This window comes from Serratia sp. HMSC15F11, from assembly GCF_001808215.1.
Classification (GTDB): Bacteria; Pseudomonadota; Gammaproteobacteria; order Enterobacterales; family Enterobacteriaceae; genus Serratia; species Serratia nevei.
The window spans coordinates 114,954-127,568 of record NZ_KV792450.1 but is presented as its reverse complement, the minus strand read 5'-3'; the positions used below and the strand labels follow the sequence as shown (position 1 = coordinate 127,568).

General features: G+C 63.5%; 11 protein-coding genes. 8 read left to right on the top strand and 3 right to left on the bottom strand.

Annotation, left to right across the window (positions count from 1 at the left end):
* From HMPREF3138_RS11030 to gsiD, 4 genes are all read left to right on the top strand, one after another.
* Positions 1-1,335: dipeptide ABC transporter ATP-binding protein (locus HMPREF3138_RS11030; RefSeq protein WP_246828723.1), on the top strand; the 1,335-nt coding region annotated here is incomplete at its 5' end.
* Positions 1,336-1,358: 23 nt separating this feature from the next.
* A complete protein-coding gene (gene gsiB, locus HMPREF3138_RS11025; protein WP_038880958.1) occupies positions 1,359-2,894 on the top strand; it encodes a glutathione ABC transporter substrate-binding protein GsiB in 1,536 nt (511 codons plus the stop codon).
* Between the two features lie 52 nt (positions 2,895-2,946).
* The gene (gene gsiC, locus HMPREF3138_RS11020; protein WP_038880960.1) at positions 2,947-3,867 is read left to right on the top strand and encodes a glutathione ABC transporter permease GsiC; all 921 of its coding nucleotides are present in this window, start codon (positions 2,947-2,949) and stop codon (positions 3,865-3,867) included.
* 9 nt (positions 3,868-3,876) lie between these two features.
* Positions 3,877-4,785, top strand: coding sequence for a glutathione ABC transporter permease GsiD (gsiD, locus tag HMPREF3138_RS11015; RefSeq protein ID WP_171887866.1), 909 nt, complete (start codon positions 3,877-3,879; stop codon positions 4,783-4,785).
* Positions 4,786-4,925: 140 nt separating this feature from the next.
* Here gsiD and fghA read toward each other — a convergent pair whose 3' ends face one another.
* The 3 genes from fghA to HMPREF3138_RS11000 are packed head-to-tail and all read right to left on the bottom strand — an operon-like array spanning position 4,926 to position 7,858.
* Positions 4,926-5,768: an S-formylglutathione hydrolase gene (gene fghA / locus HMPREF3138_RS11010; protein ID WP_015377214.1), complete on the bottom strand. Its 843-nt coding sequence runs from the start codon at positions 5,766-5,768 to the stop codon at positions 4,926-4,928.
* A gap of 14 nt (positions 5,769-5,782) precedes the next feature.
* Entirely contained in the window at positions 5,783-6,907 is a 1,125-nt protein-coding gene (locus tag HMPREF3138_RS11005; RefSeq protein WP_038880962.1) for an S-(hydroxymethyl)glutathione dehydrogenase/class III alcohol dehydrogenase, read from the bottom strand.
* Positions 6,908-6,937: 30 nt separating this feature from the next.
* Positions 6,938-7,858, bottom strand: coding sequence for a putrescine utilization regulator PtrR (locus tag HMPREF3138_RS11000; protein ID WP_038880964.1), 921 nt, complete (start codon positions 7,856-7,858; stop codon positions 6,938-6,940).
* Positions 7,859-7,963: 105 nt separating this feature from the next.
* On the opposite strand from HMPREF3138_RS11000, the gene HMPREF3138_RS10995 reads away from it, so the two are divergent.
* From HMPREF3138_RS10995 to galS, 4 genes are all read left to right on the top strand, one after another.
* Positions 7,964-9,121 (top strand): YbfB/YjiJ family MFS transporter, encoded by a 1,158-nt coding sequence (locus tag HMPREF3138_RS10995; protein ID WP_070559046.1) that lies wholly within the window; start codon positions 7,964-7,966, stop codon positions 9,119-9,121.
* Between the two features lie 244 nt (positions 9,122-9,365).
* Positions 9,366-10,031, top strand: coding sequence for a GTP cyclohydrolase I FolE (gene folE / locus HMPREF3138_RS10990; RefSeq protein WP_038880971.1), 666 nt, complete (start codon positions 9,366-9,368; stop codon positions 10,029-10,031).
* Positions 10,032-10,110: 79 nt separating this feature from the next.
* Positions 10,111-11,283 carry a DUF418 domain-containing protein YeiB gene (gene yeiB / locus HMPREF3138_RS10985; RefSeq protein ID WP_038880972.1) on the top strand — a complete coding sequence of 391 codons (1,173 nt, stop codon included), beginning with the start codon at positions 10,111-10,113 and terminating at the stop codon, positions 11,281-11,283.
* Between the two features lie 126 nt (positions 11,284-11,409).
* Positions 11,410-12,447, top strand: coding sequence for an HTH-type transcriptional regulator GalS (galS, locus tag HMPREF3138_RS10980; protein ID WP_038880975.1), 1,038 nt, complete (start codon positions 11,410-11,412; stop codon positions 12,445-12,447).
* The last annotated feature ends 168 nt before the right edge of the window (positions 12,448-12,615 follow it).

Here is a 12,615-nt window from a genome sequence, read left to right as displayed (position 1 = left end):
ATGCGCCAGCGCGTGATGATCGCCATGGCGCTCTCCTGCAGGCCGGCGTTGCTGATCGCCGATGAGCCCACCACCGCCCTCGACGTCACCATCCAGGCGCAGATCCTGCAGCTGATCCGCGTGCTGCAACGGGAGATGCAGATGGGGGTGATCTTCATCACTCACGACATGGGCGTGGTGGCGGAGATCGCCGACCGGGTGCTGGTGATGCGCCGCGGTGAGCAGGTGGAGCAAAATCGGGTGCGCGAGCTGTTCGCCGCGCCGCAACAGGCCTATACCCGGGCGCTGCTGGCGGCGGTGCCGAAGCTGGGGGCGATGGCCGATCGGCCGCTGCCGGCGAAGTTTCCGCTGCCGGGCGGCGAGGGGGATACGGCGCCGCAGGATACCGTGCCGCCAGGCGCCGCGCCGATCCTGCGGGTGGAGCATCTGGTTACGCGCTTTGATCTGCGCGGCGGATTGTTCAATCGGGTCACTCGCCGGGTGCACGCGGTGGAAAACGTCAGTTTCGATCTTTACCCCGGCGAGACGCTGGGGCTGGTGGGCGAGTCCGGCTGCGGCAAGTCCACCACCGGGCGCTCTCTGCTGAAGCTGGTGGACAGCCAAAGCGGCACCATCACCTTCGCCGGGCGGCGAATCGATCAGTTGAAGGGGCCGGCGCTGCAGCATCTGCGGCGCGATATTCAGTTCATCTTTCAAGATCCTTACGCCTCGCTCGATCCGCGCCTGACGGTCGGTTTTTCCATCATGGAGCCGCTGCTGGTGCACAACGTGATGCGCGGCCGGGAGGCGGAGCAACGGGTGGCCTGGCTGCTGGAGCGCGTCGGCCTGCTGCCGGAGCATGCGCGCCGCTACCCGCACGAATTCTCCGGCGGCCAGCGCCAGCGCATCTGCATCGCGCGCGCGCTGGCGCTGAACCCGAAAGTGGTGATCGCCGACGAGGCGGTCTCGGCGCTGGACGTGTCGATTCAGGCGCAGATCGTCAATCTGTTGCTCGATCTGCAGCGCGAGTTCGGCATCGCTTTTCTGTTTATTTCACACGACATGGCGGTGGTGGAGCGCATCAGTCACCGGGTGGCGGTGATGTACCTCGGGCAGATCGTCGAGATCGGCCCACGGCAGGCGGTGTTCGACAATCCGCAGCACCCCTATACCCGCAAGCTGATGGCGGCGGTGCCGGTGGCCGATCCCGCTCATGCCCACAAACGGCAGCCGCTGCCGGCCGATGAGATCCCGAGCCCAGTGCGCGCGCTGGGCGATGAACCCGTTACCGCACCGCTGGTGCAGGTTGGCGCCGGGCACTTTGTCGCCCGCCACCCGATCGCCGGTGCTTTTTAAAGACCTCAGGAGAGACAAGCGACATGAAGCACACATTCAAACGCAATGCGCTGTTGGCCGCCGTACTGCTGGCGGCGGGAACCGGCCCGGTCTGGGCGGCGAAGGACGCGGTGATCGCCGTGGCCTCCAACTTCACCACCCTCGATCCTTACGACGCCAACGACACGCTGTCGCAGGCGGTGGCTAAGTCTTTCTATCAGGGGCTGTTCGGCTTCGATAAGGACATGAAGCTGGTGAACGTGCTGGCGGACAGCTATGAGGTCAGCAAAGACGGCCTGACCTACACGGTCAAACTGCGCCAGGGGATTAAATTCCACGACGGCACCGCGCTCAACGCCGATGCGGTGAAGATCAACCTCGATCGCGCCAGCAACCCGGACAGCCACCTCAAGCGCTACAACCTGTTCAAGATGATCGACAAAACCGAAGCGGTGGACGCCAATACGGTGAAGATCGTGCTGAAGGCGCCGTTCTCGGCGTTCGTCAACAACCTGGCGCACCCGGCGGCGGCGATCATCTCGCCGGCGGCGCTGAAGCAATACGGCAAGGAGATCGGTTTCCACCCGGTCGGTACCGGGCCGTATCAGTTCGTGACCTGGAACCAGACCGATTTCGTCAAGGTGAAGAAGTTCGACGGCTACTGGCAGCCGGGGCTGCCGAAGCTCGACAGCATCACCTGGCGCCCGGTGGTGGATAACAACACCCGCGCGGCGATGCTGCAGACCGGCGAGGCGACCTTCGCCTTCCCGATCCCTTACGAGCAGGCCAAGGTGCTGGAGGGCAACGCCAAGCTGGACGTGGTGGCCGCGCCGTCGATCCTGCAGCGTTACATCAGCATGAACGTCACCCAAAAGCCGTTCGACAACCCGAAGGTGCGCCAGGCGCTGAACTACGCCATCAATAAGGACGCGCTGATCAAGGTGGCGTTCGCCGGTTACGCGGTGCCGGCGGAGGGCCCGGTGCCGCCGGCCATCGACTTCGCCGCCCGCTATAAGCCTTGGCCGTACGATCCGGCCAAGGCACGCGAGCTGCTGAAAGAGGCCGGCTACCCGAACGGTTTCACCACTACGCTGTGGTCGTCCCACAACCACAGCACCGCGCAGAAGGTGCTGCAGTTCACCCAGCAGCAGCTGGCGCAGGTGGGGGTGAAAGTGACGGTGACGGCGATGGATGCCGGGCAGCGTGCGGCGCAGGTGGAGAGCGTCGGGGTGAAGGACACCGGGGTGCGGCTGTTCTACACCGGCTGGTCGGCCTCGACCGGGGAAGCGGACTGGGCGCTGTCGCCGCTGTTCTCTACCCAGGCGGCGCCGCCGAAGCAGTTCAACACCGCGTTCTACAGCAACCCGCAGGTGGACAAGGATCTGACCGACGCGCTGGCGACCACCGATCGCGCCGAGAAGCAGAAACTGTATCAGGACGCGCAGGATCGCATCTGGGCCGACGCGCCCTGGATCTTCCTGGCGACCGAACGTCTGTTGTCGGCCAACAGCAAACAGCTGAGCGGCTTCTACGTGATGCCGGATACCTCGTTCAACTTTGATAACGCCGATCTGAAATAAGGCGCCCATCCCCGCCTGCGGCCAGACGGCGGCGGGCGGGGGAAGGAATGAGATGCTCAATTATTTTCTGAAACGACTGCTGGGCCTGATCCCGACGCTGCTGATCGTGGCGGTGCTGGTGTTCCTGTTCGTCCACCTGCTGCCGGGCGATCCGGCGCGGTTGGCGGCGGGGCCGGAGGCCGACGAGGCGGTGGTGCAGCTGGTGCGCAAGGATTTGGGGCTGGATAAGCCGCTGCCGCAGCAGTTCGCGCACTTCTTCGTCAACGCGCTGCGGGGCGACTTCGGCATCTCGATGGTGTCCAAACGCCCGGTGAGCGAAGAGATCGCCTCGCGCTTTATGCCGACCTTCTGGCTGACCGTCACCAGCATGCTGTGGGCGGTGGCGTTCGGCCTGGCGATCGGCGTGGTGTCGGCGGTGTGGCGCAACCGCTGGCCGGATCGCCTCGGCATGACGCTGGCGGTGTCGGGGATCTCGTTCCCGGCCTTTGCGCTCGGCATGCTGCTGATGCAGGTGTTCTCGGTCGAACTGGGGTGGCTGCCGACGGTGGGCGCCGACAGCTGGCGTCACTACATTCTGCCTTCTATCACCCTGGGGGCGGCGGTGGCGGCGGTGATGGCGCGCTTCACCCGCGCTTCGTTCGTCGAGGTGCTGCAGGAGGACTACATGCGCACCGCGCGCGCCAAGGGCGTGCGGGAAAGCGTGGTGGTGATGAAACACGGCCTGCGCAACGCGATGATCCCGGTGGTGACCATGATGGGGCTGCAGTTCGGCTTCCTGCTCGGCGGTTCGATCGTGGTGGAGAAGGTGTTCAACTGGCCGGGGCTGGGGCGGTTGCTGGTGGACTCGGTGGAGATGCGCGATTACCCGGTGATCCAGGCCGAGGTGCTGCTGTTCTCGCTGGAGTTCATTCTGATCAACCTGCTGGTGGATATGCTGTACGCGGCGATCAACCCGGCGATTCGTTATCAATGAGGGCGCGGCATGATTAAGCATTGGCGGCGCAACGCCGCACTGAAGGCGATGCCGCTTATCGACTCCAACGCGGTACGCACGCCGTGGAGCGAGTTTTGGCGGCGCTTTCGTCGCCAGCGGGCGGCGCTGGTCGCCGGCCTGTTGGTGCTGCTGCTGATTGCGGCGGCGCTGCTGGCGCCTTATCTGGCACCGTTCGATGCGGAAAACTATTTCGATTACGACCGGCTGAACGAAGGGCCTTCGCTGATGCACTGGCTGGGCGTCGATTCCCTCGGGCGCGATATCTTCAGCCGCATCCTGATGGGCACGCGCATTTCGCTGGCGGCCGGGGTGTTCTCTGTGCTGGCGGGCGGGGCGATCGGCACCCTGCTGGGGCTGCTGGCCGGCTACTATGAGGGCTGGTGGGATCGTCTCACCATGCGCGTCTGCGACGTGCTGTTCGCGTTTCCCGGCATTCTGCTGGCGATCGGCGTGGTGGCGATCATGGGCAGCGGCATGGCCAACGTGATCGTCGCGGTGGCGATCTTCAGCATTCCGGCCTTCGCCCGCCTGGTGCGCGGCAATACGCTGGTGCTGAAGCACCTGACCTATATCGAATCGGCGCGCAGCATCGGCGCCTCGGACTGGACCATCATCCTGCGGCACATTCTGCCGGGCACCCTGTCTTCGATCGTGGTCTATTTCACCCTGCGTATCGGCACCTCGATCATCACCGCCGCCAGCCTGTCGTTTCTGGGCCTGGGCGCCCAGCCGCCGACGCCGGAGTGGGGGGCGATGCTCAACGAGGCGCGCGCCGATATGGTGATCGCGCCGCACGTGGCGATCTTCCCCAGCCTGGCGATATTCATCACCGTGCTGGCCTTCAACCTGTTGGGCGACGGATTGCGCGACGCGTTGGATCCGAAACTGAAGGGGTGAGGGTATCGCTGAATTGGCATACCCCTGTTTTAGAGTTTTTTGATGAAAATTTGACGCATGTATATTACAGGGATGAGGAAGGGATATGGCAATGATGGTTTTTGAAGAAATCCGGGCGGTTAACCGCCCGGATTTTTTTATCAGCGGAACAGGTGCTCGGCGTGGAAGCGCAGGTGATCTTCCACGAAGGTGGCGATGGTGAAGTAGCTGTGATCGTACCCCGGCTGAATGCGCAGCGTCAGCGGCCAGTCGCGCTGGCGCGCCAGCTCCGCCAACCGCGCCGGTTGCAGCTGGTCGGCCAGGAACTGGTCGTCGTCGCCCTGGTCGATAAGGACCGGCATTTTTTCCGCGCCGCTGGCCAGCAGATGGCAGCTGTCGTACTGCAGCCACTGGCTTTCGTCACTGCCCAGATAGGCGGTGAACGCCTTGCGGCCCCACGGCACCTGGCACGGGTTAACGATCGGCGCGAAGGCCGATACCGAGCGGAAGCGCTGCGGATTGCGAAACGCCATCATCAGCGCGCCGTGGCCGCCCATCGAGTGGCCGAAGATCGACTGACGATCGCTGACGCTGAAGTGCTGTTCGATCAGCGCCGGCAGTTCGGCGCTGATGTAGTCGTACATGCGGAAATGGCGATCCCACGGCGCCTGGGTGGCGTTCAGGTAGAACCCGGCGCCCTGGCCCAGATCGTAGCCTTCGTCGTTCGGCACTTCGTCGCCACGCGGGCTGGTGTCCGGCATCACCAGCACCAGACCCAGCTCGGCGGCGATGCGCTGCGCGCCGGCTTTCAACGTGAAGTTCTCGTCGTTGCAGGTCAGCCCCGACAGCCAGTACAGCACCGGCGGCGGGTTGTCATCGCGCGGCGGCGGCAGGTAGATGCTGAATGTCATGTTGCAATTCAGGCTCTGCGCCGCGTGGCGATAGCGCTGCTGCCAGCCGCCGAACATGCGGTGCTCTTCGAGAAGTTCCAATGACAACGTCATCTCTGCCTCCTGGCTTATTGGTCGAAGTGGATGACGGAACGGATCGATTTGCCTTCGTGCATCAAATCGAACGCTTCGTTGATCTGCTCCAGCCCCATGGTGTGGGTGATAAAGTCGTTCAGTGCGAATTCGCCGTCCAGATAGCGCTCGACGATGCCCGGCAGCTGCGAACGGCCCTTGACGCCGCCGAACGCCGAACCACGCCAGACGCGGCCGGTGACCAGTTGGAACGGACGGGTCGAGATCTCTTCGCCCGCGCCTGCGACGCCGATGATCACCGATTCGCCCCAGCCCTTGTGGCAGCACTCCAGCGCGGAACGCATCACGTTGACGTTGCCGATGCACTCGAAGGAGAAATCGACGCCGCCGTCGGTCAGCTCGACGATCACTTCCTGAATCGGCTTGTCATAGTCTTTCGGGTTGATCAGATCGGTGGCGCCCAGCTTGCGGGCCAGATCGAACTTGCTGGTGTTGATGTCGATGCCGATGATGCGGCCCGCGCCGGCCATCTGCGCACCGATGATCGCCGACAGGCCAATGCCGCCCAGGCCGAAGATCGCCACGGTGTCGCCCGGTTGCACTTTGGCGGTGTTCATCACCGCGCCCATGCCGGTGGTCACGCCGCAGCCCAGCAGGCACACTTCTTCCAGCGGCGCTTCCTTGTTGATTTTCGCCAGTGAGATTTCCGGCACCACGGTGTACTCGGAGAAGGTAGACGTGCCCATGTAGTGGAAGATCGGCTTGCCGTCCTTGAAGAAGCGGGTGGTGCCGTCCGGCATCAGCCCTTTGCCCTGGGTGGCGCGGATCGCCTGGCACAGGTTGGTCTTGCCGGATTTACAGAATTTGCACTCGCCGCACTCCGGGGTGTAGAGCGGGATCACGTGATCGCCGACCGCCACGCTGGTGACGCCTTCACCGACCGCTTCCACCACGCCGCCGCCCTCGTGGCCGAGGATCGCCGGGAACACGCCTTCCGGATCTTTGCCGGACAGGGTGTAGGCATCGGTGTGACAAACGCCGGTGGCGACGATCCGCACCAGCACTTCGCCTTTTTGCGGTGGCATCAGCTCGACTTCTTCGATCTTCAGCGGCTGGTTCGGGCCCCAGGCAACGGCGGCGCGGGTTTTGATCATCTCCATCATAGTCTCCTCAGTGGTTTTCTTTTTAAATCAGGCGATATCGACAACGCCTGATAAATCGTTGGGGGTGCTTTCATCAACAGCGGCGGTTTCCGTCTGTTCAATAATCAACTCTTTCAGCGCGCGCACGTTCGGCCCGAACGCGTCGCGGCGCCACAGCAACCAAGTGGCGGTGTCGGCCACGTCCGGCGGCAGGGTGTGAACCCGAACCCGCTCATGGCCCGGCAGCAGGCTCAGCACCGAATGCGGGATCATCGCCAGCCCGGCGCCGCTGGCGACGCAGGCCAGCATGGCGTGATAGGACTGGATCTCCATAATTTGCCCCGGCCGCGCGCCTTCGCGCTTGAACCAGGCCTCCAGCCGCAGGCGGTAGGAGCAGCTGGCGCGAAAGGCGAACAGCGTCTCGCCATTGGCGTCTTTGGCGCTGTGGATCGGCGCGTGATCGAGACAGGAGATCACCACCATATGTTCAGGATAGGCGATGCAGCCGTTCAGCTCGTCATAGGGTACCGGGCCGTCGACCAGCGCCGCGGCCAGCGTGCCGGCGCGCACTCGATCGGCGATTTCGCCGGAGGTGCCGGTGGTCAGCGACAGCGAAACCTGCGAGAAGCGCTGGTGGTAAGCCGCCAGCAGCGAGGGCAGGCGGGTAGCGGCGGTGCTTTCCATCGAGCCGAGGGCGAAGTTGCCCGCCGGTTCGCCGGCGTGGGTGATGCTCATCGCCTCGTCGCTCAGCGCCAGGATGCGGTTGGCGTAGCACAGAAAGTTATGGCCCATCGGCGACAGGCGCAGGCGCTGTTTTTCGCGGATAAACAGATCGGCGCCCAGCTCCTGTTCGAGCTGGCGCAGCCGGGTGGTCAAATTCGACGGCACGCGGTGCAGCTGCTCGGCGGCGCGGGCGACCGAGCCGGTTTCCGCCACGCAGCAGAACATGCGAAGCTGGGTCAGATCCATAATATTCTCGTTTCGTGATGAACTTGATAACTATTATTCAGTTTTTGTGAGTTTAATGCTGCGGCATGATACTGGCAACTTTCTTTTAACCTTTTGGATACCGGTATGGCTTTACGTATTGCCTTGAGCGGTTTTGCCGCACTGATCGTCGCGATGGGCATTGGCCGCTTCGCTTTCACTCCCCAGGTGCCGCTGATGATCGCGGAACACCAGTTCAGCCTGACCGGCGCCGGGCTGGTGGCGGCGATCAACTATTTGGGCTACCTGTGCGGTGCCTACGACGCGATGCGCGCCACGCGCCACGTCGAGCGGCGTCTGTGGCTGGGCGTATGGGGCGCGATGGCGCTGACGCTGCTGTCGGCGCTGGCGCAGGATGAATGGACCCACGGCGCGCTGCGCTTCGTCATCGGCTGGGCCAGCTGCTGGGCGATGGTGCTGGTGGCGGCCTGGACCAACGAGCGGTTGGCGCACTGCGGCCGGCCGGCGCTGAGCGCGGCGGTGTTCGCCGGGCCGGGCGCCGGTATCTTCCTCAGCGGCATGCTGGCGGTGGGCATCAACACGCTGGGGCTGACGGCAGCGCAGGCCTGGCTGGTGTATGGCGGGCTGGCGCTGGTGTTGGTCGGAGGAATTAGCGCCTTTCTGCCGCGCAGCGGCGAGCTGCATCGCCCGGACGTGGCCCCGGAGCCGCTGCTGCTGACGCCGGCGCTTAAACGCCTGGTGTGGAGTTACAGCCTGGCCGGGTTCGGCTACATCCTGCCGGCGACGTTCTTGTCGCAGATGGCGGCGGCACGTTTTCCCGGTAGCCTGTTCGCGCAGTTCGTCTGGCCGGTGTTCGGCGGCGCGGCGGTGCTGGGGATCGTTATCGGCATTTTGACTCGCCACAGGCTGACCACCCAGAGCCGGCTGGCGATCACGCTGTGGATACAGGCGCTGGGCGTGCTGAGCGCCGAAGTGGTGCCGGGCGTGGCCGGTCTGGCGTTGGGGGCGTTGCTGACCGGCGGCGGTTTTCTCTGCGTGGTGCAGCTCGCCCTTCAGCACGGCCGTGAACTGGCGCCGCGCCATGCGCGCTATATGGCCGGGTTGCTGACCACCGGTTATGCGATCGGCCAACTGGTCGGGCCGATGTTGTCGGCGCTGTCGACCGCCATGACCCATCGGCTGGAGCCGGCGTTGTATGTGGCGGTGGCGGCGCTGTTGGTGGCTGGTGCGCTGGTGGTGAATACCCCGGCGCGGCGGCTGGCGCAAAAAACGGCGATGAGCTGATTAAAATCCATACAAAAAACGTGGAATCCCGCAGCCGGCCTGATTGTGCTAAATGCGAATATTTCACCTGCGGATGAAGCACTATCACTGGATAATCGCCGCGCTCTCATCTACAGTGGGGGCAAAATCTTGACCGGGTTCACGTTATCCATCACGAAAACTCTGCCGTCACGAGAGCAAGCAATTCGCCGGCCGCACGCCCTACCAGGCCGCCGGCGGGTTCCGTCCGCAGGAGAACAAGTACATGATATCATTAAGTAAAGAAGCCGCGCTGGTGCATGCGGCGCTGGAAGAGCGTGGTCTGGAGACGCCGCTGCGCGGGGAAGTGCTGGATCGCGAAACGCGCAAGCGCCGCATCAAAGAGCACATGACCGAAATCATGCAGCTGCTGAATCTCGATCTGTCCGACGACAGCCTGGCGGAGACGCCGCATCGCATCGCCAAAATGTATGTCGACGAGATCTTCTCCGGGCTGGACTACGCCAACTTCCCGAAAATCACCGTCATCGAGAACAAAATGAAGGTGGATGAGATGGTGACGGTGCGCGATATCACGCTGACCAGCACCTGCGAGCACCACTTCGTGACCATCGACGGTAAGGCCACCGTGGCCTATATCCCGAAAGACTCGGTGATCGGCCTGTCGAAGATCAACCGCATCGTGCAGTTCTTCTCCCAGCGTCCGCAGGTGCAAGAGCGCCTGACCCAACAGATCCTGGTGGCGCTGCAGACTCTGCTCGGCACCAATAACGTGGCGGTATCGATCGATGCGGTCCATTATTGTGTCAAGGCGCGCGGCATCCGCGACGCGACCAGCGCCACCACCACCACCTCGTTGGGGGGGCTGTTCAAGTCCAGCCAGAATACCCGCCAGGAGTTCCTGCGCGCGGTGCGTCATCACCAGGGGTGATGGCGTTGCGGGGCGACCCGCACGACGACAACAGGCGCCTGCGGGCGCCTTTTTCATGAGCGGAAGACAGCGATAAAAAATGAACAGTCACCCTCTGCCGCGCATCGCCACGCTGGACTGCGTGCGCGGCATCGCCATTCTCGGCATTTTATTGCTGAACATCAGCGCCTTCGGCTTGCCGAAGGCCGCCTATCTCAACCCGGCCTATCTGGGCATGCCGTCGTCGCGCGACGCCTGGACCTGGGCGCTGCTCGATCTCTTCGCGCAGGCGAAGTTCCTGGCGATGTTCGCACTGCTGTTCGGTGCCGGGCTGCAAATGCTGTTGCGGCGCGGCAAAAGCTGGATCCGCGCGCGGCTGTCGTGGCTGGTGCTGTTTGGCCTCGCGCACGCCATCTTCCTGTGGGACGGCGATATTCTGTTGGCCTACGGGCTGATCGGCCTGGTGTGCTGGCGCATGATCCGCGAAGCCAAAGAAACCTTTCAGCTGCTGAAAACCGGCGTGGTGTTGTATCTGATTGGCGTAGCGGTGCTGCTGCTGCTCGGTTTCGTCTCGCACGGTGAGCCGGGCAGCTTCTGGCAGCCGGGCGTGGCGGAGTTGCAGTACGAGAAGTTCTGGAAGCTACAGGGCGGTTTCGAAGCCTGGCGCAGCCGTGCCGATCTGCTCTCGTCCAGCCTGTTGGCCATCGGCGCTCAGTATGGCTGGGAATTGGCGGGGCTGATGCTGTTCGGCGCCGGGCTGATGCGCAGCGGCTGGCTGCGCGGCAGTTATTCCTCCGGTTATTACCTGCGGCAGGCGGCATGGCTGCTGCCGCTTTCGGTGCTGATCCAGCTGCCGGCGGTAGCGCTGCAATGGCAGGTCCACTGGGACTATCGCTGGAGCGGTTTCCTGCTGCAGGTGCCGCGCGAGCTGGGCTCCCCGCTGCAGGCGATGGGCTATTTGGCGCTGTGTTACGGTTTCTGGCCCACGCTGTCGCGCATGCGCATCGCCCACTGGCTGACTCTGGTAGGGCGCATGGCGTTGAGCAACTACCTGCTGCAAACGCTGATCTGCACCACGCTGTTTTATCGCTTTGGCCTCTATGAGCAGTTCGACCGGCTGCAGCTGTTGGCGTTCGTGCCGCTGGTCTGGCTGGCCAACCTGGCGTTTTCCGCACTGTGGCTGCGTTATTTCGCTCAGGGGCCGATGGAATGGTTGTGGCGCAAACTGACGCAGATGGCCGCCGGCGAAGCGGAACCCAAAGCGCTGAAGTGAGCGCCTGCCGGCAGGTTAAAAAAATGTATGTAAACGTTTTCTTTCCTGTGACGTAATTCACGCGAGCAGCGGGCCAATCGGGGTAGGATAGCGCCACCGGCCACTACCCCGATTTCAGGATCCCACATGCCTCCAGTTCATCCGATCACCATTCGCGACGTGGCGAAACGCGCCGGTGTCTCCGTGGCGACCGTCTCCCGCGTGCTGAACCACAGCGCGCTGACCAGCAAAGAGACGCGCGAGCAGGTGCTGCAGGCGGTGGCGGAGCTGGGCTATCGCCCCAACGCCAACGCGCAGGCGCTGGCGACCCAAAGCAGCGATACCCTGGGCGTGGTGGTGATGGACGTCTCCGACCCGTTCTTCGGCGCGCTGGTGAAAGCGGTAGACACGGTGGCGCAGAAACACCACAAATACCTGCTGATCGGCAACAGCTATCATCAGGCGGACAAAGAGCGCCACGCGATCGAAGTGCTGATCCGCCAGCGCTGTAATGCCCTGATTGTTCATGCCAAAGCCCTGAGCGACGCCGAGCTGATCGGCTTTCTGGAGCAGGTACCGGGCATGGTGCTGATCAACCGGATTATCCCCGGCTATGAGCCGCGCTGCGTCGGGCTGGATAACGTCTGCGGCGCGGAAATGGCGATGCGTCTTTTGCTGTCGCAGGGCCATCGACGCATCGGCTATCTAGGCTCCAATCACCCGATCGAAGACGGGCCGCTGCGCCAGCAGGGCTATGCGCAGGCGATGGCCGCCGCCGGGCTGGCCACGCCCGACAACTGGCGCGCCTACGGTTCGCCGGATTTGCAGGGCGGCGAGGCAGCGATGGTGGAGCTGCTGGGGCGTAACCTACAGCTGAGCGCGGTGTTCGCCTACAACGACGCCATGGCCGCCGGCGCCATGGCGGTGCTGAAAGAAAACGGTATCACAGTGCCGCAGCATTTCTCGCTGATCGGCTTCGACGACATCCCCATCGCGCGTTACACCAGCCCCAAACTCACCACGGTGCGCTATCCGATCGTCTCGATGGCCACGCTGGCCACCGAGCTGGCGTTGCAGGGCGCAGCGGGCCTGGCGGAGCCGCAGGCCGCTCATCTGTTCATGCCGACGCTGGTGCGGCGCCATTCTGTCGCCCCCTGGCAAAGTGAGGCGACGGTCACTCTCTGACGATTTAATCTTGTGTAACCGTTTTCAATCTGTGAGAAAATTCACAGAATATTAACATCGCGCCGTCTATGCTCTAGGCGTTTTCCGGCGCAAAGGCCCTTGCCGCTGCAACCTTTACCTCGCGCTGACACAGCATTTCTCGGAAATAACAAGATCCACGGACGACAG

What these genes read in the sequence shown, in the direction of transcription:
- gsiB (WP_038880958.1), top strand. Translation starts at nt 1,359, where the DNA reads ATGAAGCACACATTCAAACGCAATGCGCTGTTGGCCGCCGTACTGCTG.
- gsiC (WP_038880960.1), top strand. Translation starts at nt 2,947, where the DNA reads ATGCTCAATTATTTTCTGAAACGACTGCTGGGCCTGATCCCGACGCTG.
- gsiD (WP_171887866.1), top strand. Translation starts at nt 3,877, where the DNA reads ATGATTAAGCATTGGCGGCGCAACGCCGCACTGAAGGCGATGCCGCTT.
- fghA (WP_015377214.1), bottom strand. Translation starts at nt 5,768, where the DNA reads ATGACGTTGTCATTGGAACTTCTCGAAGAGCACCGCATGTTCGGCGGC.
- HMPREF3138_RS11005 (WP_038880962.1), bottom strand. Translation starts at nt 6,907, where the DNA reads ATGGAGATGATCAAAACCCGCGCCGCCGTTGCCTGGGGCCCGAACCAG.
- HMPREF3138_RS11000 (WP_038880964.1), bottom strand. Translation starts at nt 7,858, where the DNA reads ATGGATCTGACCCAGCTTCGCATGTTCTGCTGCGTGGCGGAAACCGGC.
- HMPREF3138_RS10995 (WP_070559046.1), top strand. Translation starts at nt 7,964, where the DNA reads ATGGCTTTACGTATTGCCTTGAGCGGTTTTGCCGCACTGATCGTCGCG.
- folE (WP_038880971.1), top strand. Translation starts at nt 9,366, where the DNA reads ATGATATCATTAAGTAAAGAAGCCGCGCTGGTGCATGCGGCGCTGGAA.
- yeiB (WP_038880972.1), top strand. Translation starts at nt 10,111, where the DNA reads ATGAACAGTCACCCTCTGCCGCGCATCGCCACGCTGGACTGCGTGCGC.
- galS (WP_038880975.1), top strand. Translation starts at nt 11,410, where the DNA reads ATGCCTCCAGTTCATCCGATCACCATTCGCGACGTGGCGAAACGCGCC.